The following is a 23,604-nucleotide window of genomic DNA, read 5'->3' as shown; positions in this document are numbered from 1 at the left end:
TGCGACGCTTACCCGACGGCCCCCTTGACGCGGCCGCCGGCCATTGTCACATTCGTCAGTGTCAAGTTACGGACGCGTACCGCGATGCACCGCTCACGGACGGACGGTTGACGATGGCCTCAGCCACCCCGGCGACCTCACCAGGAGCCGGAGAACTCACCGCCGAGCTCAGGGGGTTCAGAGAGGTCCAGCGGCTCGCGTACACCTGCGCCGAGGCGGTGGCCGCCCAGCTCAGGCCCGGGGTCACCGAGCGGGAGGCGGCGCGGATGCAGCGTGAGTGGCTGCGCGAGCGCGGGGTGCGGGACTGGTTCCATCTGCCGTTCGCATGGTTCGGCGACCGCACCGCCTTCGTCAACTTCCGCCTGCCGCTGCAGTTCTTCCCCACCCGCCGCCAGCTGGAGCCGGGGATGGCCTTCATCCTCGACATGGCGCCGGTGCATCGGAGCTTCACGGCCGACATCGGCTCCTCCGGCTGCCTCGGGCTCAACCCCGTGCACGACCGGCTGCTCACCGACCTCGGAGCGCACCGGCGGCTGATCCTGCACGAGGTGCGCGAGGGGCGCTCGCTGCGGGAGATCTACGAGGACGTCGACCGGCTGATGGTGCGGCAGGGCTACACCAACCGCCACCGCGCCTACCCCTTCGGCGTCATCGCGCACAAGATCGACCGGGTCCGCCGGCGCCGCTGGTCGCCCACCCTCTTCGGGTTCGGCATCCAGTCCCTCAAGGGCCTCGCCTCCGATGCACTGCACGGCCACCGTGACGGCTGGTCCCCGCTGTGGAGCCCCTACGCCTTCTCCGACCACCCTCCGCAGCCGGGCCTGTGGGCGGTCGAACCCCACCTCGGGTTCCGGGGAACGGGCGCGAAATTCGAGGAGATCCTGGTCGTCACGGACTCCAAGGACCCGCAGGAAAGCGCCTTTTGGCTGGACGACCATGTGCCGCATGTGCGGCACCGGCAGGAGGAGAGGGCAGCGTGAACACGGGACGTGGTCGGGGACGGGGACAGGGACAGCGACCGGGAAAGGGAGCAGGAAAGGGGCCGGGAGAAGGTACGGGGCCGGGGCCGGGGCCAGGACAAGGACCGGGTCCGGGAGTGGGTTCGGGACTGGGTCCTGCGCGGGAGCGCTGGGTGCGGACCGGTGGCATCGAGCTGTGCGTGGCCGAGCTGGGGGATCCGGCACAGCCCACGGTGATGCTGGTGCACGGTTATCCGGACAGCAAAGAGGTGTGGTCCGAGGTCGCCCGCGGCCTGGCCGACCGGTTCCATGTGGTGCTCTACGACGTGCGGGGCTGCGGCCGGTCCACCGCTCCGCAGCCGCTGCGCGGCGGCTTCACCCTGGAGAAGCTGACGGATGACTTCCTGGCCGTCGCCGACGCCGTCAGCCCCGACCGCCCGGTTCACCTCGTCGGCCACGACTGGGGCTCGGTCCAGGCCTGGGAGTTCGCCACGGTGCGCCGTACGGAGAGCCGGATCGCCTCCTTCACCTCCCTGTCGGGCCCGTCCCTGGACCACTTCGGCCACTGGATCAAGAAGCGTATGGCGCGCCCCACGCCCCGGCGCGCCGCCCAGCTCCTCCACCAGAGCGCCAAGTCCTGGTACGTCTACATGCTGCACACGCCCGTACTGCCCGAGCTGGCATGGAAGGGTCCGCTCGGAAAGCGCTGGCCACAGATCCTGCAGCGCCTGGAGAAGGTACCGGGCGGTGACTACCCGACCGCCTCCCTGCCGACCGATGCCGCCCACGGCGCCTGGCTCTACCGTGACAATGTTCTTCCCCGGCTCCGCCGCCCGCGCAGCGACGCCTATGCGCACTGCCCGGTCCAGCTGATCACCCCGACCGGCGACGCCTTCCTCTCCCAGCGGCTGTACGACGACCTGGAGCAGTGGGCGCCCCAGCTGGTGCGCCGCACCCTCCCCGCCAAGCACTGGGTCCCTCGTTCCCGCCCCGACCAGCTCGTCTCCTGGATCGGTGCGTTCGTCACCGCCAAGGAAGAGGGGAATCCGGCACAGCAGGTCGTGGCCTCCGGGCCGCATGCCGACCGGTTCGGCGGTCAGCTGGTGCTGGTGACCGGCGCGGCCGGCGGCATCGGCCGGGCGACGGCTCTCGCCTTCGCCGAGGCCGGCGCACGGATCGTCGCCGTCGACCGGGATGCCGAAGGCGCGGCGCGGACCGCCGAGATGTCCCGGCTGGTCGGTGCGCCGGAGGCCTGGGCGGAGGTCGTCGATGTCTCGGACGAGGCGGCGATGGAGAAGCTCGCCGACAGGGTCGACACCGAGTACGGCACCGTCGACGTCCTGGTGAACAACGCCGGCATCGGCCTGTCCGGCCCCTTCCTGCAGACCGGCTCCGAGGACTGGAAGAAGGTGCTGGACGTCAATCTGTGGGGCGTCATCCATGGCTGCCGGATCTTCGGCAAGCGGATGGCACACCGCGGACAGGGCGGCCATATCGTCAATATCGCCTCCGCCGCCGCCTTCCAGCCGTCGAGGGTGCTGCCCGCCTACAGCACGTCCAAGGCGGCCGTCCTGATGCTCAGCGAGTGCCTTCGTGCCGAACTGGCCGGTCAGGGCATCGGCGTCTCGGCCATCTGTCCGGGACTGGTCAACACCGGCATCACCGCAACGGCCCGCTTCACCGGTGTCTCGGCCGACGAGGAGAAACGCCGCCAGGCCAAGGCCGCGCGGATGTACCGGCTGCGCAACTACCCTCCGGAGAAGGTCGCCGACGCCATTCTGCGTGCGGTGGTCCGCAATCAGGCGATGGTGCCGGTCGCCCCCGAAGCCCGCGGCGCCCATCTGATGTCCCGCTTCACCCCGCGCGCGCTGCGCGCCCTCGCCCGCTTCGAGCCGCGACTGTAGCGCCGGACGCCCGGCCGGCATTCACTCGGCCGGGCGCTGCGGCCGAGGTCTTGGCACGCATCCCGTGCTGGGGCTCGGCCGCAGTCCCGGCATGTATTCACGGCCGGGACCGGGCGAGGGCCTGGCCTGGGCGGGGGCCGTGGCCTGGGGGTGAGGTCCCTGGCCTGGTCGGGGCCCGGCCGTGTCCGCCGCCGTGCGGCGTGCTCCCTGGGGCCCGAATACACTTCCGGCACCCCGGGCCCGGCTCGGCCGCACGGGCCGCGGCAGGCACGGGCCGTGGAGAGCACCTGACCACGGCAGGCACGGTGCACCGCACGGCCCACTCGTAGCGCGCGACCCTCTTGTGGCACGAGGCCCTCTCGTGGCCCGCCACCCGTCGTACGCGGCCCTCTCATAAGGAGCACCCCAGTGACCGAGCAGCCGCCGACGGGCGAATACCGCATCGAGGACCTGGCGCACCTCAGCGGCGCCTCGGTCCGCACGATCCGCGCCTATCAGGACCGCGGGCTGCTCCCCCGCCCGGAGCGCCGGGGCCGGGCCAATGTCTACGGCGACACCCATCTGGCCCGGCTGGGCCAGATCGCCGGTCTGCTCGACCGCGGCTACTCCCTCGCCAGCATCAAGGAACTCCTGGAGGCCTGGGACGCGGGCATCGGCCTCGGCGGGGTCCTGGGTCTGGTCGCCGAGATCGACGGACCGTGGACCGACGAAGAGGCCTCTCGCGTCAACCGCCCGGACCTGGACGCCGCCTTCGGGGGCGCCTCCGACGAGGAGGCGATCGCCGAGGCGGTCGAACTCGGCATCCTGGAAAGAATCCCCGGCGAGGACGACGCATTCCTCGTCCCCAGCCCGCAGGAACTCGCGGTGGCCGCCGAACTGCACTCCGCCGGCGTCCCGCTGCCGGCGATCACCGGTCATCTGCGGGAGGTGCGGGTCGAGGTCGAGCACATCGCCTCCCGCTTCCTGGACTTCACCACCGAGCATGTCTTCCAGCCCCTCCTGGACCACCCGCCCACCGAGGCCGAGGCCACGGAAGCCGCCGCCCTCGTACGCCGGCTGCGCCCGCTGGCCCAGCAGACGATTGACGCCGAACTCGCCCGCGCCATGCGCACCCTGGCCACCCGCTACCTGCGCCATCACCTCAGCGAGGCACTACCGGCAGACGCACTCGGGTCCGTCGAGGTGCGGGCCAAGGCGTCGGCAGCGGCGGCCGACGCCGGGCGGGCGCCCGCGGGGACGCCGCCTTCCGAGCCGGGCCACGGAAGCGTGCCCCAACCCGAGGCCGCGCCCGGCCCCCATGCCGTGCCCGGGCCCCGCCGCGAGCTCGAACCGCCGCCGGCCGTTCCGACGGCCGCACCCGGGCCCGCCGCGGCTCCCCGTACCGCGTCCGGCCCCGGCACGGCGCCGGAGGCGGTGCTGCTCCCCGCCGAAGCCGTGCAAGCGGTGCGGGCTCTGGTGGGCGCGGAGCACACGGCCGCCTTCATCGCCGCCGCCGCACACCGGGAGGTACAGGCCCGCACCATGGACGCCCTGGCGTCGGGCGGAAGCGGGACCGCGCCGAAGGACGGCGTGGCCGGTGCCCGTCCGGAGCACCGGACCGGCACCGGGCACCGGACCGTCACCAACCTCTCCGGACAACACATCTAGGGCCTCCACACCGACACCGAACCCAGCCAATGCCGCGCCCGGCCGACGCGGAGCCCAGCGGAGCACGGCCCGACGCCCCCTGAGCACCAACCAACCCCCACCCCGCGCCGGCCACGCCTGGTGCGCCGTGGCAGACCCTGCCCTGGGTGAGCCACGGCCGGCACCCACCATGGCCCTCCGCCGCCTGACGCAACCCGCCCGGCTTCGCCGTACGCAGTCTTGAGTTGTCAAGGATCAGATCGTGCGCGGCACGGCCCGTTCATCACGCCCATCAATGCCTCACCTGACCGGATCGGGGAGCCAGTTGCCATGGAAGCCGTACGGCACCCGCTGGGGGAGAGAGACCGTGGCGACCGGGTCGGCGGATATGTCCTCCGCGTCAAGTACGACGAGATCGCTGGTGTCCGTGGAGGCGTCGTAGACATAAGTGATCAGCCAGCCCGGGCCTCCCGGACGGTCGTCCGCCGGGGCGAAGACGGCCTCGCCCGGAGTGCGCCCCGGACCGAAGTCATGCCGGACGACCGCACCGGTCTGCAGGTCGTAGCGGAGCAGGGCACCGGGTATGGGGCCGCTGCCCGGCAGCTCGCCGGTGGTGGCATGGCCGAAGCGGGCCGGCAGCCCGGCGAGCCGGTCGTCCACCCGGGGGAACTCGCAGAACCGGTCATCGAGTTGTTCCTCGGCGACCGTGCCCGTGGTGAGGTCGATGGTCCAGCGCCAGAGGTGGGCCGGGGCCATGCCGCCGAATTCGGCGTAGCGGGACACATACAGAACGATCCGCTGGTCACCCTCGTCATGGGCATTCAGGGCGTGGAAGACATAGCAAGGGTCGATGGGCAGCCAGCGGACCTCGCCATAGGGGTCGTCACGCCGCAGCACTCCGAGCCGGGCGCCGTACTCCGGGTCCCAGCCAAACGGCATGCCGGGGCGGCTGCGGTCGAAGACGACCGGGAGGTCCATGAAGATGACATGGCCGGCGGTCAGATGGAAGTCGTGCATCATCGTGTGCGCCGGAACATCGATGGGGCGGCTGATCACCAACTCCCCTGATGCGTCGGCACGGTGGTAGGTGAGATAGGGCGGGGTGGGGCCGCCAACTCCGAAGAAATGAAGCTCGCCGGTGGTGGGACACGTTTTGGGATGAGCGGTCATGGCGGTGGCGAGTCGGCCCCCGAAGTCGTGGGCGCCGAGAGTCTCCAGTTCATGGCCGGGACGGCAGTCGATCTCGTAGGGCAAGGACGACTCGACCAGCGCGAGAGTGCGTCCGGCATGCCGGACGACATGGGTGTTGGCCACGCCCGCCGCCAGATTGCGGCGGCCCTGCGCGTCCTCCCTGGGTTCGCCTTCAAAGGTGGAGGTGCGGACCCAGCGGTTGCGGTAGGAGACGGCCCGGCCGCCCTCGAGGCGCAGACCGTGGACCATGCCGTCGCCGAAGAACCAGTGCGCGGTGGCGGCATCCCGCGGGTTGGGGCCGTTCCGAAGGAACCAGCCGGTCAGCTCGGGCGGGATCGTGCCCGTGACCGGAAGGTCGTAGGCGGTCACTTCGCCCTTCACCGGGGCGAAGTTGCCGGCCATGTGGGGCGCGGGGGCGTGCGATGCGGTTGCGGTGGTCGGGGGTGTGGTGGTCATGCGGCCAGGCCTCCTTGGGTGTCGGCTTGCACACCGGACTTCTCCATGAAGCGGGCGCGGGCCCGCTCCGGGTAGGCGGCGGTGAAGCGGATGGGAAGGACGAATCCGGCGATCTGGATGGCGATCGAGACGATGACGTTCCAGGCCTGGAGGGAGGCGACGGTCTGGGCGATCGCGGTGAGAGTGAAGGACAGCGCCCACGCGGCCGTGAGCACGACGTTGATGCGGCGGAACAGCGGGGTGTGCCAGACCTCGGGCGGGGCCATCCGTCGCGCAATCCCCATCGTGAAGGGCCGCCGCACGGCAATCGACACCCAGGCGATGAGCGCCAGCCAGCCCTGCGACAAGGCGCTGCCGTACATCTTGAGCCCGCTGTCGGGACGGGCGAAGGCCAGCACGCTGAGGCCCGCGAAGAACAGGATCGTGCCGTACTCCAGCAGCCGGTAGTCGAGCGAAAGTCCCGCGGCACGGTCGGAGATGAGCAGCGCCACGGCTATCAGCAGGCCGGCGAGCGCCCCCCACTGCCAGCCGACGGAGGCCACCCCCGCAAAGACCAGCCACGGAATGAAGCTCCGCAGGTAGTTCATGATTCCCCCTCTTCCTGCACGGCCGCGCGCCTCAACGCCGGGACGAGTCGCCGCACTTGGCACACATTCCAACTTCGACATGTCGAATGTAGAACCTCCACCTTTGACATGTCAACAGTGGAAGGTAAAGTGCCGGTCATGAGCCTGAGACATGCAGTGCTGGGCCTGCTGGCCGAAGCCCCGGCGAGCGGGTACGACCTGATGAAGCTGTTCAACGCCTCACTGTCGAGCGTCTGGCCGGCCACACAGAGTCAGGTGTACGGCGAGCTCACCAAGCTCACGACCGCCGGACTCGTCGAGATCGCCGCCCACGGCCCCCGCGGCCGCAAGGAGTACGCGATCACCCAGGACGGCCTGGCGGAGCTGCGCCAATGGCTCACCGACGTCGAACCCGGCGGCCCCCCTCGCGATGACGGCCTGTTGCGCGTCTTCTTCCTCGGCATCGTGACGCCCCTCGAGGCACAGACTTTTCTCCTGCATCAGGCCGAACGCGCTGCTCGCACCCGTGCCACGCTCGAGCACATCGAAGAGACCGCCCAGTGGGACGAGGAAATGATTTCGGTCTACGGACGGATTGCGTTGGAATACGGCCTGCGGATGTCGGCGACCCAGGAGGAATGGGCCCGTTGGGCAGCTGACGAGGTGACCAGCGCAAAGGCGAAAAAGGCCAGCGAACTCGCGAGGAAGCAGCACGAGGAAGGCCGCCGGAAGGAAGGCCTGGAGAAGGAAAGCCGGCCGAACGAAGCGGAGTAGCAGGAAGCGGAGTGGCGCGAAGGCAGGCAGCACGCCCCGGGCGGCCGCACCACCATCTCCCCGGCCCGCAATTCAGGTGCCGTCGCGTGCCGCACGCGGCACCCTGGAAACATGAACAACCAGCGCTCCGTGCGCATCTCGAAGTACCTGGCAAAACACCTGCGCCATGAACCGGAGCGGATCGGCATCACCCTCGACGCCCGGGGCTGGGTGTCCGTGGAAGAGCTCATTTCAGCGGCCGCACGGCATGGATTCCGCTTTTCCCGGGCGGAGTTGGCGGAGGTGGTCGCCGGCAATGACAAGCAGCGCTACGCCATCGAGAACGACCGGATCCGTGCCCAGCAAGGCCACTCGGTGCATGTCGACCTCGATCTGCCGCCCGCCGAACCACCCGCGCAGCTCTTCCACGGCACAGTGGCCCGCAATGTGGCCGCCATCCGGGAGGAAGGGCTGCGGCCGATGTCGCGGCATGCCGTCCACCTCTCGCCCGACCGCGAGACCGCGACCCGGGTGGGCGCACGGCACGGCAAGCCCGTGGTCCTGACCGTGGACGCGGGGGCGATGCACCGTGCCGGCCATGTCTTCCGGGTCAGCGCGAACGGCGTCTGGCTGACCGGCCGGGTACCGGTCCCGTTCCTGCGTTTCCCCGGCTGAGCCATCGCTCCCGTAGGACTCCACCGAAAACGGCGTGCCCAGACGGCCGGACCGGGCCCACCGCCCTGTCTCCCCCCGGCCCCCGCCCGCCGGCCCGCTCCGTCAGAGGCCCGGCGCCCCCCACACGGGGAACCACCGCGCCAGATCCTGCTCGATGGTCAGGTCGTCCCCGAGCATCGCCCGCACCTCCAGTTCGAGCGGGTTGTCGCGTTTTTCACCGCCGCCCTCCTTGGGGGAGAAAGGGTAGAACGTGCCGCGCTTGTAGAGGTAGACCAGCGCCAGCGACCGCTGCCGTTCATCACGGAACCCGACCAGCGAACACAGCAGCTGCGGGCCGAACCCCGCCTCCTCCAGCGAGGTATTGACCGCGTGCAGGTCGTTGACCAGGCCCGCTACGTCCTCGGCCGGATGCCGCGCAAGCAGCCAGGTATAGCCGTACGCGTCCTGGGTGAACTCCACCGAACCGTCCAGCAGGGACCGCGCCTCCTCCTGGATACGCGCGAACGTCCCGCCCTCGACGCTGGCGAAGCACACCGACCCCAGGCCGGTGGGTTCGAATCCGGCCGCCGCCTGCAGGGTGACCGCCGCGGACGGCAGCGCGAAGAGCTGGTCGAGATCGGGTCGTACCGGTTTGCTGCGGCCGAGGATGGCGTCAAGAAATCCCATGCGTGACGTACTCCTTGCTCGATTCCTCCGGCCCCACTGCACCGGTCATCACATGCGGCCCAGCCACGTCGGGCATGCCCGCCCCGGCCATCACGCCCATCCCGACCACGCCACTCGTCACATCCGCCCCGGCGACGCCGCTCATCACGCCCGCCCCAGCTGCGCCGAGATCCTGGCCAGTTGGTCCAGCCGCTGCTCCAGCGTCGGGTGCGAGGAGAGCAGCCGGCTGAAGCTCTCCTTGTTGAACGCCGGGGCGAAGTAGAAGGCGTTGAACGGCTGGGCCTTGCGCAGATCCTCTGTCGGGATCCTCGCGATCTGGCCGGTGACCTTGGTCAGCGCGGCGGCCAGTGCCGAGGGGCGGCCGGTCAGCAGCGCGGCGGCCCGGTCGGCGGACAGCTCGCGGTAACGGGACAGCAGCCGGGTCAGGAGGAAGCTGATCGCGTAAACGACCACGCTCACGGCGGTCACGATGAGCACCGCGATGGCCGCGTTCTGGTCCCGGTTGTTGCGCCCGATACCGCTCCACAGGGCGGCCCGGGTGATGATCCCGGCCAGGACGCCGAGGAACGAGGCGATGGTCATCACCGCGACATCGCGGTGCGCGACATGCGAGAGCTCGTGGGCCAGCACCCCCTCCAGCTCCTCCGGCTCCAGCCGCCTGAGCAGCCCGGTGGTGGCACACACCAGGGAGTTCTTCTGACCGCGACCGGTGGCGAAGGCGTTCGGCACATCCGACTCGGCGATCGCCACCCGCGGCTTGGGCATATCGGCCAGCGCACACAGCCGGTCGACGGCGCCGTGCAGCTCGGGCGCCTGCTCCGGGGTGACCTCGCGCGCGCCCATGCTGAACGCCGCGATCCGGTCACTGAACCAGAACTGCGCGATGAACAGGGCGCCCGCGATCAGCAGCACCACCACCCACGCGCCCTTGAGCAGCACCACCAGCACGCCGACGACCACGACGTACAGCAGCCCGATGAAGAACATCGTGGTGACCATGCGTGTGGTCAGCCCGTGGTCCGGGGCGAATCGGGTCTGTGCCATGGCTCCTCCGAAAGCACCGCAGTTCGCGCAATGCGCCCACCGCTCGCGTGCCGTCCGCGCATCGCGCGCCACGGGACGCACACCGCGCCCCGCTGTCCCAATTCTCCCTCTTCGGAGCTATATGCAGGGTAAAGCCCAGGCCAGGGGAGTACCGGGCGCGTCGGGCTGTCGGGCAGCTTCGATGCCGGTGCTGTCGGGGAGCTTCCATGCCAGGGCCGACCAGTACGGGTGGCCTATTGGTGGCCACCAGTACTGCAGGACGTCCTGCGGCCGCGGAGACGCCTCCGGAGCCCCTCCTACCGCGCGGCCAGCTGCCCCAGCCCCTCCGTCGCGATCCGTTCGAAGACCGCGACGTCGGCCTCGAAGACCGAATCGGCGATCGGCCAGTGGAGGACCAGCTCGTCGATACCCAGCTCGGCGTGGCGGCCGGCGAAGTCGACAAAGGCGTCCACGGAGTCCAGCGGACGGTCCGGAGTGAAGCCGGTCAGCATGATCTTCTGCAGGTCGGCGAGGTCCCGGCCCTGATCGGCACAGGCCTTGCCCAGGCGCTCGAGCTGTCCGCGGATCGCCGCACGCGACTCGTCCGGCGTACCGCCTCCGTTGGAGACCTTGGGATCCCCCGTCGTGACCCATGCCTGACCGTACTGGGCGGCCAGCTTCAGCCCGCGCGGCCCGGTGGCCGCCACCGCGAACGGCAGCCGCGGCCGCTGCGCGCAACCGGGGATGTTGCGGACCTCGTGCGCGGAGTAGTGGTCGCCGGCGTAGGAGACGACATCCTGGGTCAGCAGCAGGTCCAGCAGCGCGACGAACTCGGCGAAGCGGTCGGCCCGTTCCCGCGGCTCCCAGGGGTCCTGGCCGAGCGCGGTGGCATCGAAGCCGTTGCCGCCGGCGCCGATGCCCAGGGTGATCCGGCCGTCGCTGATGTCGTCGAGCGAGATCAGTTCCTTGGCGAGGGTGACCGGGTGCCGGAAGTTCGGCGAGGTGACGAGGGTGCCCAGCCGCAGACGGGAGGTCGCGGCCGCGGCCGCGGTCAGCGTCGGAAGGGCGCCGAACCACGCCTGGTCACGGAAGGTCCGCCACGAGAGGTGGTCGTAGGTGTACGCGGCGTGGAAGCCCAGCTCCTCGGCGCGCTGCCATGCCTCCCGTCCGCCTTCGGACCAGCGGCGGACGGGGAGTATCACGGTGCTCAGTCGCATACCCCCGAGCGTACGGCCGTCCGCACGGTGCGGACGATTCACCTCGGTGCCGTGGACGAGCTCCGCCACAGCACTCACATCCCTCACATCCCTCGGTGCCGTGGACCGGCTCCACCACGTCCCTCGACGCCGTGGACGGGCTCCGCCACCGCCCGTCCTCACCCCATCCGCCCGGCCGCCACGGGCTCATGCGCGCAACCCACCGCACTCCTGTGCATGGCGGTACGGGAAGATGGCCCCGTGACTGATGCCCCCGCCACACCACCACGGGCGCCCGGAACGGCCGTCGCGCCCCGGCTGATCGCCACCGATCTCGACGGCACACTGCTGCACGACGACAAGACGGTCTCCGACCGGACGATCGCCGCGCTGGCCGCCGCGGAGCAGGCCGGCATCGAGGTGTTCTTCGTCACCGGGCGTCCGGCCCGCTGGATGGGCGTGGTCAGCGACCATGTGCACGGTCACGGCCTGGCGATCTGCGCGAACGGCGCGGCCGTCGTCGATCTGCACCGCGGCGGCCGGATCGTCGAGGTCAGCCCCCTGGAGCGGACCGTCGCGCTCGCCGTCGTGGAGGCGCTGCGCGGTGCCGCGCCCGGGACCTCGTTCGCGGTCGAGCGCACCGGCGGCATCCACTACGAGCCGCAGTACCCGCCGCTTCTCCTGGACCCGGCCGCGGTCGTCGCGCCGGCCGAGAAGCTGCTGGCCGAGGACTTCGTCTCGACGCTGTGTCCGCACCCGGCGGGGCACGACGAGTACCAGGGACCGGACGGCCCCTCCGGTGGCGCCACTGGCCCCGTCGATCCCACCGGACCCATCGATCCCGCGGGCCCCGCCTTCCCCGAGCAGCCCGTGATCAAGTTGCTGGCGCACCACCCCGAGCTGGACCCCGACGCGTTCCTCACGCTGGCCCGTACGACGGCCGGCGATCTCGCGTCCTTCACCCGGTCCAGCCCCACCGCCCTCCTGGAGATCAGCGGTCCCGGTGTCAGCAAGGCCGGCACCCTCGCCCGCTGCTGTGCGGAGCGCGGCATCTCCCCGCAGGAAGTGGTCGCTTTCGGGGACATGCCGAACGACATAGAGATGCTGACCTGGGCCGGCACCTCGTACGCCATGGCCAACGCGCATCCCGACGTGCTGTCCGCCACGACGGGCCGTACCGCGTCCAACAACGACGACGGCGTCGCGGCCGTCATCGAGCGGATCCTGCGCCACGGCCTGCCGGGGTGCGGCCGGTAGCCCCGAGGCCGACAGCGCGCCGCCCGGTCTCGCCCCGGCATCTGCCGGGTACGCCCGCGCGGCCCGGTCTCGCCTGGCCCTCCCCGCCACTACGCCCGCCCTGCCCCGCCCCACCCTCACAGCGGCGCCTCCCACCTCAGCGTCGTCCCCGTACCGTCCTCGCCCAGCCCGGGGCCGTACGAGCTGGAGCCGCCCAGTGACTCCGCGCGCTTGGCGAGGTTCTTGAGGCCACTGCGGCGACCGCCGTCCGAGATGCCGATGCCGTCGTCGGCGACGGTCAGGCGGACGCCGTCGGCGCCGTCCGGGAGGCGGATCGTGGCATCGACGACGACCTCGATCCGGGAGGCCTGGGCGTGCCGGAAGGCGTTCGAAAGCGCCTCACGCAACGCGGCGATCAGGTTTTTGCCGGTCAGCTCGCCGATCCGGGAGTCGACCGGGCCGATGAAGCCGGCCGACGGCTGGAAGCCGAGTGGTACGGCGGCGGTGCCGATTTCGCGCAGGACCCGGGTCCGCAGCCCGGACGGCGCCTCGGCCGGTCCCTGTTGCAGGGCGAAGATCGCGGTTCTGATCTCCTGGATGGTGACGTCCAGCTCGTCGACGGCCTTGCCGACGCCCTGTGCTACCTCGGGCACCACGGATCTGCGCTGTGCGCTCTCCAGGATCATGCCCGTCGCGAAGAGCCGTTGGATGACGAGATCGTGCAGGTCACGGGCGATCCGGTCGCGGTCCTCGTAGACGGCCAGCCGCTCACGGTCGCGCTGGGCGTCGGCCAGCACCAGCGCCAGTGCGGCCTGCGCCGCGAACTGGGTGGCCAGCGTCCGCTCAGCGGTGGTGAACGGGCGGGCGCCCCTGGCCCGCGGGGTCGCAAGGGTGCCGAGCACCCGCCCGCCACTCTTGAGCGGCAGCATCATGCTGGGGCCGAAGCGAGCCGCGATATCAGTGATCATCCGTGGGTCGGTGGCCGAATCGTGCACGAACACGGGTTCCCCGGTGAGGAGTTGTTCGACCACCGGGCTGTGGGGCGGAATCTGCGTCCCCATGATCCCGGTGGGGTCGTCCGCCGACACCGCGACGATCTCCAGGCCGCCCTCCTCGTCGGGCAGCAGCACAATGCCGGCCGCCGAGTCCGCCAGCTTGCGGGCCTGCTCGGCGACCACCGCGAGCGCATCGTCGACATCGCTGCCGGCGAGGAGTTCGGTGGTCACCGCCACGGAGCCGTCGATCCACCGCTCCCGCTGCGCGGTTGCCGCATGCAGCCGGGCGTTGCCGATCGCGATACCGGCCTCGGTGGCCAGCACCCGCACCATGTGCAGGTCCTCCTTGCTGAACTCCCCGCCCCGGCGCTTCTCCGTCAGATAGAGGTTGCCGAAGATCTCGCCCTGGACGCGGATCGGTACCCCGAGAAACGTCCGCATCGGCGGGTGCCCGGCAGGGAAGCCGGCCGAGCGGGAGTCCTCCGTGAGGTCGGCGAGGCGCAGTGGCTTGGGATCATGGATGAGCGCCCCGAGCAGGCCCTTGTGGCCGTCGGGCAGCGCGCCGATCCGTTCGTGCTGCTCCCTGGTCACCCCGTACGTCACAAAGTCCGACAGCCCCTCGCGGGCGTCGTCGATGATCCCGATCGCGGCGTAGCGGGCGTCGGCCAGCTCGGCGGCCGTCTCCACGATCCGGTCCAGGGTGATGTGCAGATCGAGACCCGCGCCGACCGTGCGCATCGCTTCCAGCAGCTGCGGTACCCGGGCGGTCAGCTCGGACGACAGCCCCTGCAGGCTGCGGGTCGCCTCGGTGGCGGCGTCCATGGGATCGGGGGCCGTACGCGCGCCGTCGCCCCCGGGGTACGCGGGGTCCGCGGGGCCCCCGGGCGGGGGTGGTGCCGTGGCTGCCATGCCACGAGCCTAATAAGGGCTGTTTTCCGGGGAAAGTCCGGTTATATTCGGCGGCCGGACGTGGAGGGGACCGGAGGCCCTGTGCAGCGCGTCGCCCTGTGTCACCGCTGAGCGTGGGCTTACGCCACCGGCTGCGCCGCCCCGTACGCCGTATCCACCGCCCGCTCGCGCTCCAGCATCCGCCGGAACGGGCCGTCGGCCGCGGCCAGCTCCGCGTACGGCCCGCACTGTGCGACCCGCCCCTGATCCAGGACCAGCACCTCGTCGACCTCCTCCAGACCGGTGAGCCGGTGGGTGATCAGGACCGTCGTACGGCCCTCGGTCGCGGCCAGCAGATCGGCGGTCAGCGCATCGGCGGTGGCCAGATCCAGGTGCTCGGCGGGCTCGTCCAGGACGAGCACCGGGAAGTCCGCGAGCAGCGCACGCGCCAGGGCCAGGCGCTGGCGCTGGCCACCGGACAGCCGGGCGCCGTGCTCCCCGACCATGGTGTCCAGGCCGTCGGGCAGCCCCCGCACCCAGTCCGCGAGCCGCGCCCGCCCGAGCGCGTCCCACAGGTCCCGGTCGGCATCGCCCGAGGCGCCGCGCCGGTCCCTGCGGGCGAGCTTGAGGTTCTCCCGCAGCGAGCTGTCGAAGAGGTGCGCGTCCTGCGCGCACAGCCCCACCAGCCGCCGGACCGCGTCACCTGCCAGCGTCCGGGCATCCGTTCCGCCCAGCCGGTACGTCCCCGACTCCCGGTCCACAAAGCGCAGCAGCACCTGCGCCAGCGTGGTCTTCCCGGAACCGGACGGGCCGACGACCGCGAGCCGGCGGCCGGCGGTCAAGGTGAAGCCCACGCCGTCCAGCGCCGGGCGGTCCGCTCCCGGATGGCACGCGGTCAGATCCCGTACGACCAGCGGGAACGGCGACTCGGGAGCATCGGCCGGCGCGGTCGGCTCCTGCACCGGGACCGGCGCGTCCAGCACCTCGAAGACCCGCTCGGCGGCGTGCCGGGTGCGCCTGCGGTACTGCACGGCGAGCGGCAGCCCGGCCACCGCCTCGAAGGCGGCGAGCGGGGTGAGCACGACCACGGCCAGCGCCACGCCCGACAGCCGGCCCGCGTGTACGGCCTGGACGCCGGCCACCGACGCCGCGGCGACCGTCAGTCCGCACAGCAGCGCCGACAGCCCGGCGCCGGTCCCGGACACGGTGGCCGACCGGGAGGCGATCCGGGTCAGCTCCCGGTCTGCGCCGCGCACCTCCTCCGTACGGGCGGGGAGCGCACCGGCCACCGTCAACTCGGCGGTACCGGTGAGCACATCGACGACGCGGGTGGCGAGCCGCCCGCGCGCAGGCGCCAGTTGGCGCTCCGCCCGCCGGGCCAGCCCACCCGAGAGCATCGGCACCCCCACGCCCGCGAGCAGCAGTCCGACGGCGAGCAGCGCACCGGCCTCCGGCAACAGCCAGCCGGTGAAACCGACCGCGCCCGCGCCGACCAGCACCGCCGCCCCGACGGGCAGCAGCCAGCGCAGGAAGTAGTCCTGCCCCGCATCGACATCGGCCACCAGCCGCGACAGCAGATCGCCGCGGCTGCGCTCCTTGAGCCCGGCCGGTGCCAGCCGTTCCAGCCGCCGGAAGACGGCGACACGTGCCTCGGCGAGCATCCGGAAGACCGCGTCATGGGCGACCAGCCGCTCGGCGTACCGGAAGACCGCACGGCCGATGCCGAACGCCCTGGTCGCGGTCACCGCCACCATCAGATACAGCACCGGCGGCTGCTGCGCCGCCCGCGAGATCAGCCACCCCGAGGTCGCCATCAGACCCACCGCACTGCCCAGCGCCAGGCTCCCCAGCAGCAGCGCCAGCGCGAACCGCGCCCGATGGGACCGGGCCGTCCGCCGCAGCCGGGTGAGCGCCGAGCCCCGGGCGGGGCCGGGAAGGGAGTCCGCCCCGGTGTCCTCATCCTGAGCCGGCGGCCCGGCCGCCGCCTCGGCGGAGCCCGGGTCCCGCGTCCCCGCGCCCAGCAGCTCCGCCGCGCCGTCCGCGGCATCCGCGGCATCCGCGGCATCCGCGGCATCCGCCCCCAGAGCATCGACCGTGTCCGCAGCCCCCACCGCCCCCGGCAACCGCACCACCCGGTCCGCCACCGCCAGCAACGCCGGCCGGTGGACGACGAGCAGGACCGTACGGCCGACGGCGAGCCGGCCGATCGCGGTCACCAACGCCTCCTCGGTCGCGCCGTCGAGGTTGGCGGTGGGCTCGTCCAGGAGCAGGATCGGGCGGTCGGCGAGGAAGGCGCGGGCGAGCGCGAGCCGCTGGCGCTGGCCTGCCGAGAGCCCGGCACCGGACTCACCGAGCCGGGTCGCCATCCCGTCCGGGAGCGCGTCGATGAAGTCCAGCGCGCCCGCCTGGCCCAGGGCGTTGCGTACCGCGGCGTCATCCGCATCCGGCCGCGCCAGCCGGACGTTCTCGTCGATGGTGCCGGCGAACAGATGCGGGTGCTGCGGCACCCACGCGATCCGCTGCCGCCAGCTCTCGGGGGAGAGCGACGCGATGTCCCGGCCGTCGACGAGGGCCCGGCCCCCGTACGGTTCGGTGAAGCCGAGCAGCACGCTCAGCAGGGTGGACTTGCCGGCACCGGAGGGGCCGACCAGTGCGACGGTCTCGCCGGGCCGGACCTCGAACGACGTCGCCGGGAGCGAGTCGGCGGTCCGCCCGGGGTGGCGCACCACCAGCTCTTCCACGGTCAGCGCGGTGCCCTCGGGCGCGGGGGCGGTCCCGGCGGTGCGCAGCGGAGTCTCCAGCACCGCGAAGATCTCCTCCGCGGCCGAAAGTCCCTCGGCTGCGGCGTGGTACTGCGCGCCGACCTGCCGCAGCGGCAGATACGCCTCGGGCGCCAGCACCAGCACCATCAGGCCGGTGTAGAGGTCGAGCTCACCGTGCACCAGCCGCATACCGATGCCGACCGCGACCAGCGCGACCGAGATGGTAGCGAGGAGTTCGAGCGCGAAGGAGGAGAGAAAGGCGATCCGCAGGGTGCGCATCGTCGCCCGGCGGTACTCACCGGTGATGGCCCGGATGGAGGCGGCCTGGGCCTTGGCCCGGCCGAAGACCTTGAGGGTCGGCAGGCCCTCGACGACATCGAGGAAGTGGCCCGACAGCCGGGCGAGCAGCCGCCACTGGCGGTCCATCCGCGCCTGGGTGGCCCAGCCGATCAGGATCATGAACAGCGGGATCAGCGGGAGGGTGAGGACGATGGTGAGCGCCGATATCCAGTCGCCGGTGACGATCCGGGCCAGCACGGCGAGGGGGACGACGACCGCCAGCCCCAACTGCGGCAGATAGCGGGCGAAGTAGTCGTCCAGTGCGTCGATGCCGCGGGTCGCGAGGGCGGTGAGTTCGCCGGTTCGCATCTCCCGGGTGCCCGTACCGTCGGGCGTGCCCGCGTCGGCCGCCCCGGTGCCGTACGGAGCCGTGGCCGACGCGCCGCCGTCCGTGCGCCCGATCACCGCGCCGGGCCCCAGCCGCGCCGCCCGCTCGATCAGCCGCATACGCAGCTCGGACTTGACCGCCGCGCCGGCGCGGTGCGCGGCCAGCTCGGTGAGCCAGGAGACCAGACCGCGCCCGACGGAGACCGCGGCGAGCAGCGCCAGCGGTGTGGCCAGGGCGCCGGTATCGAGATGGTGCTGGAACGCCCCGACGACGATCTCGGCGATCAGCATCGCCTGGCCGATGACCAGGCCCGCTCCGGCAAGCCCGAGCACCACCACCGCGACCAGGAAACCGCGGGTGGCATGGGCGTAGCGGAGCAGACGCGGGTCGACCGGTTTCACGTGAAACATCCGTCCTGCTGGGGCCGCCCCCGGGAGGGCGGCCGCTCAGTTAGTGGGCATCGGCGATGTGCTGGGTGCCGATGCGCTTGCGGAACACCCAGTACGTCCAGCCTTGGTAGAGCATCACCAGTGGTGTGGCGAAACCGGCGCACCACGTGATGATCTTCAGGGTGTAGGGGCTGGACGAGGCATTGCTGACCGTGAGGCTCCAGCTCTTGTTCAGCGTCGAGGGCATGACGTTCGGGAAGAGCGTCAGGAACAGCATCGCGATCGCGGCCACGACCGTGATGCCGGAGAAGGCGAACGCCCAGCCCTCACGCCCGAGCTTGTTGGCCCCCAGCGCCGCTACCAGCGCGACCACCGCGACGATCATGACGATCAGGCTGGTGCCGTCACCCTTGGCGGCCTGGGTCCAGCCCAGGAAGCCGACCACCGGCACCAGCGTGAGCGCTCCGAGGACGGCCGCCATCCTGCGTGACCGATCCCGGATGTCGCCCGTCGTCTTGAGCGAGGCGAACACCGCACCGTGGAAGGTGAACAGCGTCAGCGTGAGCAGCCCGCCCAGAATCGCGTACGGGTTCAGCAGGTCGAGAACGCTCCCCACATACTCCTTGTGAGCATCGATCTTGACGCCGTGCACGAGGTTGCCGAACAGGACACCCCAGAGCACCGCGGGCAGCAGCGAGGCCCAGAAGATCGCGTTTTCCCAGTTCCGCTGCCAGCGCTCCTCGGTCCGCTTGTGGCGGTATTCGAAGGCGACCCCGCGCACGATCAGGCACACCAGGATCAGCAGCAGCGGCAGATAGAAGCCGGAGAAGAGGGTGGCGTACCAGTCGGGGAAGGCCGCGAAGGTCGCACCGGCCGCGCTGATCAGCCAGACCTCGTTGCCGTCCCAGACCGGGCCGATGGTGTTGATCAGTACGCGCTTCTCCTGCCGGTCGCGGGCGAGGAGCTTGGTGTGGATACCGATCCCGAAGTCGAACCCTTCGAGGAAGAAGTACCCGGTCCAGAGGACGGCGATAAGGACGAACCAGACGTCGTGGAGTTGCACAGTCGCCTCCTAGTACGAGAAGGCCATCGGCCGGTCGGCGTCCGTGCTGTCGCCGCCGATCTTGGTGGGCGGGTTGAGGTCGGAGTCGGTGAGCTCCTGCGGTCCGGCCTTGATGTACTTCACCAGCAGCTTGACCTCGACCACGGCGAGGATCGCGTAGAGCGCGGTGAAGACGATCATCGAGGTCAGCACCTCGCCCTGCGAGACGCCGGGCGACACCGCGTCCGAGGTGCGCAGCACGCCGTAGACGGCCCAGGGCTGGCGGCCCATCTCGGTGAAGATCCAGCCCCACGAGTTCGCGATGAGCGGGAAGCCGAGGGTGACGAAGGCGAGCGACCAGTACCACTTGCTCAGACGGGCACCGAGCACCTTGTTCTTGGTGAGCGCGAGATGCGGTGGCTCCTCGTCGCCGGTCCGCAGCCCCGGAGCCAGCCAGAACTTCTTACGGGTGAGCCAGAGCCCGGCGAGCCCGATGGCGAAGGACGACATACCGAAGCCGATCATCCAGCGGAAGCCCCAGTAGGCGACCGGGATGTTGGGCCGGTAGTCGCCGGGCCCGAACTTCTGCTGCTCGGACTTGTTGACGTCGTTGATACCGGGGACCGGCGAGCTGAAGTCGTTGTGCGCGAGGAAGGACAGCAGGCCGGGTATCTCGATGGCGACCGTGTTGTGTCCCTTTTCGACATCGCCGTAGGCGAAGACCGAGAACGGTGCCGGTTCTTCCTTGTCCCACAGCGCCTCGGCCGCGGCCATCTTCATGGGCTGCTGCTTGAACATGACCTTGCCGAGCGAGTCACCGCTGACCGCGGTGAGGATGCCCGAGATGACCAGCGTGATCAGCCCGAGCCGCAGCGACGTCCGCATGACCTTGATGTGCTTCTTGCGCATCAGGTGGAAGGCGGCGATACCGACCATGAACGCGGCGCCGGTCAGGAAGGCCGCGGTCAGCGTGTGGAAGGCGACGACCAGGGTGGTGTCCTGGGTCAGCACCTTCCAGAAGTCCGTCAGCTCGGCACGCCCGTTCGCGGCGTTGTACTTGTAGCCGACCGGGTGCTGCATCCAGGAGTTCGCCGCGAGGATGAAGTACGCCGACAGGATCGTGCCGATCGAGACCATCCACATGCAGAAGCAGTGGATCTTCTTCGGCAGTTTGTCCCAGCCGAAGATCCACAGGCCGATGAAGGTCGACTCGAAGAAGAACGCGATCAGCGCCTCGAAGGCCAGCGGGGCGCCGAAGACGTCCCCGACGAACCGCGAGTAGGCGGACCAGTTCATGCCGAACTGGAACTCCTGGACGATGCCGGTGACGACACCCATCGCGATATTGATCAGAAACAGCTTGCCCCAGAACTTGGTGGCCTTGAGGTACTTCTCCTTGCCCGTGCGTACCCATGCGGTCTCGAGTCCGGCCACCAGAGCGGCGAGGGAGATCGTCAAGGGGACGAACAGGAAGTGGTAGACGGTGGTGATGCCGAATTGCCATCGCGCCAGAGTCTCTGGCGCCAACGCCAGTTCCATGCCGTGCTCCTTACGTCGCCGTTGCACTACGGCAATGCCCTGTATGCGCCACATAAAGTGGTCCATACGGGACGCGCTTGTGAACGCGTTCACATTCACAAGCAATTATCTCCTACGGGTCTCAGCCATTTCTGCCGGGGGTACGTGACCGCGGTCACGCCCGGCCACCGGGCGCCATCACGCCCTCCACCTGCCACGACCCGACCGCGTCGACCGGCCCGGCGGCGCACCCCGGCACCCGTCCGCAGCGGCGAGAAAGACCGCATCGTGCACGAGGCCTCAGGTCACCAGACCCACGGCCTCACCACCACGTCCGAGGACGGGTTACAGCGCCTTGCGGAACTCCTCCGCGGCCTGCAGGAACAGGTCCATCGCCGGGTTCTCGCCGATCGTCACCCGTACGCCCTCGCCGGCGAACGGCCGCACGACCACGCCGGCCCGCTCGCAGGCCGCCGCGAAGTCGGTGGTGCGCTCCCCCAGCCGCAGCCAGACGAAATTCGCCTGCGACTCGGGGACCGTCCAGCCCTGCCCCAGCAGGCCGTCCACCACGCGCGCCCGCTCGGCCACCAGCGCATCGACCCGCTCCAGCAGCGCCGCTTCGCTGCGCAGCGAGGCCACCGCCGCCTCCTGCGCCAGCTGGCTCACCCCGAACGGCACCGCCGTCTTGCGCAGCGCCGCGGCCACCGGCTCATGGGCCACCGCAAAGCCGACCCGCAGCCCCGCCAGGCCGTACGCCTTGGAGAAGGTGCGCAGCACACACACATTGGGGCGGTCGCGGTAGAGCTCGATGCCGTCCGGCACCTGGGGGTCGCGCACGAATTCGCAGTACGCCTCGTCCAGCACCACCAGCACATCGCTCGGCACCCGGTCCAGGAAGGACTCCAGCTCCGCACGGCGGACGACGGTGCCGGTGGGGTTGTTGGGGTTGCAGACGAAGATCAACCGAGTCCGGTCGGTGACCGCGGCGAGCATGGCGTCCAGGTCGTGCACCTCACCGGAGGTCAGCGGAATCTGCACGGAGGTGGCGCCGGAGACCTGGGTGACGATCGGGTAGGCCTCGAACGACCGCCAGGCGTAGATCACTTCATCGCCGGGCCCGGCCGTCGACTGGACCAGCTGCTGGGCCACCCCGACCGATCCCGTGCCGGTCGCCAGATGCTCCAGGGGCACCGAGAACCGCTCGGACAGCTGCGCCATCAGGCCCGTGCAGGCCATGTCCGGGTAGCGGTTGAAGGCGCCGGCGGCGGTCACCGCGCGCTCCAGGACGCCCGGCAGCGGCGGATAGGGGTTCTCGTTGGAGGACAGCTTGTACGTGACGGGGCCGCCGGCCGCCGCCGGCCGGCCCGGCTTGTAGGTGGGGATGCCGTCCAGCGCAGCACGCAGCTTCGGGGTCTTCTCGCTCACCGCAGGTCCTCCTCGACCGTCCTGCCTCTTCTCCAATACTGCACACCTTATGAGGATTGACCCGTTCGGCGGCAGCCCCCTGCCCGCCGCCGGGCTCGGCCGCCTCCTCGGCCCGGCGCGGGGAAGCCCCGCGCGGAGCCTCCAGGGGGCGCCGTCCGGTTCGGCGTGCGCCGGTGGCTCACTCCGTGGCGCGCGTCCCCCGTCAAGGTGACTTGAGGCCGCTTCGAGACCTGAACCGATCGACAGGCAAACGCACCACCTCGCCCCCGAAATGATCACCTATTGCGCCAACTTCCTTTGCTTCTCCGAGAATTGAGCGCTTCCCCCCATGCAGAAACGTGCCTCTCCACAGCCCTCGTCCAAGTCCCGCGAATGGCCCTAATGAGCCCTACTATCGGCTCGCCATGACAGCAGCAGGGAAGCATCAGGTGAGCCGGTCGACCGGTCGCCGGCTGGGGCGGGCGGGCATCCGGGACGTGGCCGCCGCAGCCGGGGTGTCGATCACGACTGTCTCCGACGCGCTCAACGGCAAGGGCCGGCTTCCGGACGCCACCCGTAGCCATGTCCGCGAGGTGGCCGACCGGCTGGGCTACCGCCCGTCCGCAGCCGCCCGCACCCTCCGTACGGGCAAGTCAGGGCTCCTCGGCCTGACCGTGACCACGTACGGGGATGAACCTTTCACCTTCACCGAATTCGCGTACTTCGCCGAGATGGCCAGAGCGGCCACCTCCGCGGCCCTGGCCCGGGGCTATGCGCTGGTCATCCTCCCCGCGACCTCCCGCCACGACGTGTGGTCCAACGTCGCCCTGGACGGCACCGTCGTCATCGACCCCGCCGACGGCGACCCCGTCGTCACCGAGCTCGTCCGGCACGGCATCCCCGTCGTCTCCGACGGCCGCCCCGGCGGCACGCTGCCCGTCACCGGGTGGGTCGACAACGATCACGAGGCGGCCGTCCTCGGTCTGCTCGACCATCTCGCCGACGCCGGCGCCCGCCGCATCGGCCTGCTCACGGGCAACACCACCGACACCTACACCCGCCTGTCGACCACCGCCTATCTGCACTGGTGCGAGCGGGTCGGCCAGGACCCGGTGTACGAGTCCTACCCGGCACACGACCCATGCGCGGGGGCCGTCGCCGCGGACCGGCTGCTGGCCCGTCCGGACCGCCCGGACGCCGTCTACGGGCTCTTCGACCCCAACGGCACGGACCTGCTCGCCGCCGCCCGGCGCTATGGCCTCAGAGTGCCGGAGGACCTGCTGCTGGTCTGCTGCAGCGAGTCCACCCTCTACGCCGCCACCGAGCCGCCCGTCACCACGCTGTCCCTCAAACCGCGCCGCATCGGCACCGCCGTCGTACAGATCCTCATCGACGCCATCGAGGGGCTCGACAACGGCCGGCCCGTCGAACAGGTGATACCGACCGATCTGATCGTCCGGGCCTCGTCCCAACGGCGTCCCCCGAGAACGACCATCAGTCCACCGCGAGGACCCACCGGCGACTGAGCGTGCTCCCACATACGAGCGACGGTGTGATCACTTCTACGAGGAAAAAACAGGGCGATCCCGGGATAAATCAGCAGCGAATGCCGGGCTTCGGAGGATTGACCACCCCCGGGTGCGTCACAACCCGCGATCGGCATTCCTATGATGGGCGCACGACACCGC

At 70.8% G+C, this 23,604-nt stretch carries 18 protein-coding genes; 7 read left to right on the top strand and 11 right to left on the bottom strand.

What is annotated here, in order from left to right; translation table 11 throughout:
* The first annotated feature begins 113 nt into the window (after nt 1-113).
* The 3 genes from ABR737_RS23890 (at nt 114) to ABR737_RS23880 (ending at nt 4,510) form a co-directional block, all read left to right on the top strand.
* Nucleotides 114-980: a M24 family metallopeptidase gene (locus ABR737_RS23890; protein WP_350252147.1), complete on the top strand. Its 867-nt coding sequence runs from the start codon at nt 114-116 to the stop codon at nt 978-980.
* Nucleotides 981-1,096: 116 nt separating this feature from the next.
* Nucleotides 1,097-2,863 (top strand): SDR family oxidoreductase, encoded by a 1,767-nt coding sequence (locus ABR737_RS23885; protein ID WP_350252146.1) that lies wholly within the window; start codon nt 1,097-1,099, stop codon nt 2,861-2,863.
* Between the two features lie 408 nt (nt 2,864-3,271).
* The gene (locus ABR737_RS23880; protein WP_350252145.1) at nt 3,272-4,510 is read left to right on the top strand and encodes a MerR family transcriptional regulator; all 1,239 of its coding nucleotides are present in this window, start codon (nt 3,272-3,274) and stop codon (nt 4,508-4,510) included.
* A 279-nt stretch (nt 4,511-4,789) separates the two neighbouring features.
* Here the strand turns inward: ABR737_RS23880 and ABR737_RS23875 are convergent, their stop codons facing one another.
* Together ABR737_RS23875 and ABR737_RS23870 are read right to left on the bottom strand one after the other, a co-directional pair.
* On the bottom strand, nt 4,790-6,136 hold the full coding sequence (locus ABR737_RS23875; RefSeq protein ID WP_350252144.1) for a carotenoid oxygenase family protein: 1,347 nt from the start codon (nt 6,134-6,136) through the stop codon (nt 4,790-4,792).
* Complete coding sequence (locus tag ABR737_RS23870; RefSeq protein WP_350252143.1) at nt 6,133-6,723, bottom strand: hypothetical protein; 591 nt, start codon at nt 6,721-6,723, stop codon at nt 6,133-6,135. Before ABR737_RS23870 ends, ABR737_RS23875 begins: the two co-directional genes overlap by 4 nt.
* 138 nt (nt 6,724-6,861) lie before the next feature.
* Between ABR737_RS23870 and ABR737_RS23865 the strand changes: the two genes are divergently transcribed.
* Together ABR737_RS23865 and ABR737_RS23860 are read left to right on the top strand one after the other, a co-directional pair.
* Entirely contained in the window at nt 6,862-7,476 is a 615-nt protein-coding gene (locus ABR737_RS23865) for a PadR family transcriptional regulator (RefSeq protein ID WP_502964497.1), read from the top strand.
* Between the two features lie 111 nt (nt 7,477-7,587).
* Complete coding sequence (locus ABR737_RS23860) at nt 7,588-8,130, top strand: RNA 2'-phosphotransferase (protein WP_350252141.1); 543 nt, start codon at nt 7,588-7,590, stop codon at nt 8,128-8,130.
* A 102-nt stretch (nt 8,131-8,232) separates the two neighbouring features.
* Here ABR737_RS23860 and pspAB read toward each other — a convergent pair whose 3' ends face one another.
* From pspAB to ABR737_RS23840, 4 genes are all read right to left on the bottom strand, one after another.
* Nucleotides 8,233-8,796 (bottom strand): PspA-associated protein PspAB, encoded by a 564-nt coding sequence (pspAB, locus tag ABR737_RS23855; RefSeq protein WP_350252140.1) that lies wholly within the window; start codon nt 8,794-8,796, stop codon nt 8,233-8,235.
* On the bottom strand, nt 8,783-8,941 hold the full coding sequence (locus tag ABR737_RS23850; RefSeq protein ID WP_350252139.1) for a hypothetical protein: 159 nt from the start codon (nt 8,939-8,941) through the stop codon (nt 8,783-8,785). Before ABR737_RS23850 ends, pspAB begins: the two co-directional genes overlap by 14 nt.
* Nucleotides 8,941-9,840 (bottom strand): zinc metalloprotease HtpX, encoded by a 900-nt coding sequence (gene htpX / locus ABR737_RS23845; protein ID WP_350252138.1) that lies wholly within the window; start codon nt 9,838-9,840, stop codon nt 8,941-8,943. Before htpX ends, ABR737_RS23850 begins: the two co-directional genes overlap by 1 nt.
* A gap of 296 nt (nt 9,841-10,136) precedes the next feature.
* Nucleotides 10,137-11,036 (bottom strand): LLM class flavin-dependent oxidoreductase, encoded by a 900-nt coding sequence (locus tag ABR737_RS23840; RefSeq protein WP_350252137.1) that lies wholly within the window; start codon nt 11,034-11,036, stop codon nt 10,137-10,139.
* Nucleotides 11,037-11,276: 240 nt separating this feature from the next.
* On the opposite strand from ABR737_RS23840, the gene ABR737_RS23835 reads away from it, so the two are divergent.
* Nucleotides 11,277-12,272, top strand: coding sequence for an HAD family hydrolase (locus ABR737_RS23835; protein ID WP_350252136.1), 996 nt, complete (start codon nt 11,277-11,279; stop codon nt 12,270-12,272).
* 116 nt (nt 12,273-12,388) lie between these two features.
* Here ABR737_RS23835 and ABR737_RS23830 read toward each other — a convergent pair whose 3' ends face one another.
* The 5 genes from ABR737_RS23830 to hisC form a co-directional block, all read right to left on the bottom strand.
* Nucleotides 12,389-14,068 (bottom strand): GAF domain-containing sensor histidine kinase, encoded by a 1,680-nt coding sequence (locus ABR737_RS23830; protein ID WP_350256901.1) that lies wholly within the window; start codon nt 14,066-14,068, stop codon nt 12,389-12,391.
* 206 nt (nt 14,069-14,274) lie between these two features.
* The gene (cydD, locus tag ABR737_RS23825; protein WP_502964360.1) at nt 14,275-17,964 is read right to left on the bottom strand and encodes a thiol reductant ABC exporter subunit CydD; all 3,690 of its coding nucleotides are present in this window, start codon (nt 17,962-17,964) and stop codon (nt 14,275-14,277) included.
* A gap of 49 nt (nt 17,965-18,013) precedes the next feature.
* Nucleotides 18,014-19,015 (bottom strand): cytochrome d ubiquinol oxidase subunit II, encoded by a 1,002-nt coding sequence (cydB, locus tag ABR737_RS23820; protein WP_350252134.1) that lies wholly within the window; start codon nt 19,013-19,015, stop codon nt 18,014-18,016.
* A gap of 9 nt (nt 19,016-19,024) precedes the next feature.
* On the bottom strand, nt 19,025-20,533 hold the full coding sequence (locus ABR737_RS23815) for a cytochrome ubiquinol oxidase subunit I (RefSeq protein ID WP_350252133.1): 1,509 nt from the start codon (nt 20,531-20,533) through the stop codon (nt 19,025-19,027).
* Nucleotides 20,534-20,857: 324 nt separating this feature from the next.
* A complete protein-coding gene (hisC, locus tag ABR737_RS23810) occupies nt 20,858-21,937 on the bottom strand; it encodes a histidinol-phosphate transaminase (protein WP_350252132.1) in 1,080 nt (359 codons plus the stop codon).
* A gap of 404 nt (nt 21,938-22,341) precedes the next feature.
* Here hisC and ABR737_RS23805 point away from each other — a divergent pair, with 404 nt between their 5' ends.
* Nucleotides 22,342-23,442, top strand: coding sequence for a LacI family DNA-binding transcriptional regulator (locus tag ABR737_RS23805; RefSeq protein ID WP_088798889.1), 1,101 nt, complete (start codon nt 22,342-22,344; stop codon nt 23,440-23,442).
* Nucleotides 23,443-23,604: the final 162 nt, after the last annotated feature.

Origin of the sequence: Streptomyces sp. Edi2 (genome assembly GCF_040253635.1) — a bacterium.
GTDB lineage: Bacteria > Actinomycetota > Actinomycetes > Streptomycetales > Streptomycetaceae > Streptomyces.
The sequence above is the reverse complement of the archived record's forward strand: the minus strand, read 5'-3'. Positions and strand labels throughout refer to the sequence as shown.

Excerpts from the sequence above, each read along its gene's own strand:
- ABR737_RS23890 (WP_350252147.1), top strand. The coding sequence starts at position 114 with ATGGCCTCAGCCACCCCGGCGACCTCACCAGGAGCCGGAGAACTCACC.
- ABR737_RS23875 (WP_350252144.1), bottom strand. The coding sequence starts at position 6,136 with ATGACCACCACACCCCCGACCACCGCAACCGCATCGCACGCCCCCGCG.
- ABR737_RS23870 (WP_350252143.1), bottom strand. The coding sequence starts at position 6,723 with ATGAACTACCTGCGGAGCTTCATTCCGTGGCTGGTCTTTGCGGGGGTG.
- ABR737_RS23865 (WP_502964497.1), top strand. The coding sequence starts at position 6,862 with ATGAGCCTGAGACATGCAGTGCTGGGCCTGCTGGCCGAAGCCCCGGCG.
- ABR737_RS23860 (WP_350252141.1), top strand. The coding sequence starts at position 7,588 with ATGAACAACCAGCGCTCCGTGCGCATCTCGAAGTACCTGGCAAAACAC.
- pspAB (WP_350252140.1), bottom strand. The coding sequence starts at position 8,796 with ATGGGATTTCTTGACGCCATCCTCGGCCGCAGCAAACCGGTACGACCC.
- ABR737_RS23850 (WP_350252139.1), bottom strand. The coding sequence starts at position 8,941 with ATGAGCGGCGTCGCCGGGGCGGATGTGACGAGTGGCGTGGTCGGGATG.
- htpX (WP_350252138.1), bottom strand. The coding sequence starts at position 9,840 with ATGGCACAGACCCGATTCGCCCCGGACCACGGGCTGACCACACGCATG.
- ABR737_RS23840 (WP_350252137.1), bottom strand. The coding sequence starts at position 11,036 with ATGCGACTGAGCACCGTGATACTCCCCGTCCGCCGCTGGTCCGAAGGC.
- ABR737_RS23830 (WP_350256901.1), bottom strand. The coding sequence starts at position 14,068 with ATGGACGCCGCCACCGAGGCGACCCGCAGCCTGCAGGGGCTGTCGTCC.
- ABR737_RS23815 (WP_350252133.1), bottom strand. The coding sequence starts at position 20,533 with ATGGAACTGGCGTTGGCGCCAGAGACTCTGGCGCGATGGCAATTCGGC.
- ABR737_RS23805 (WP_088798889.1), top strand. The coding sequence starts at position 22,342 with ATGACAGCAGCAGGGAAGCATCAGGTGAGCCGGTCGACCGGTCGCCGG.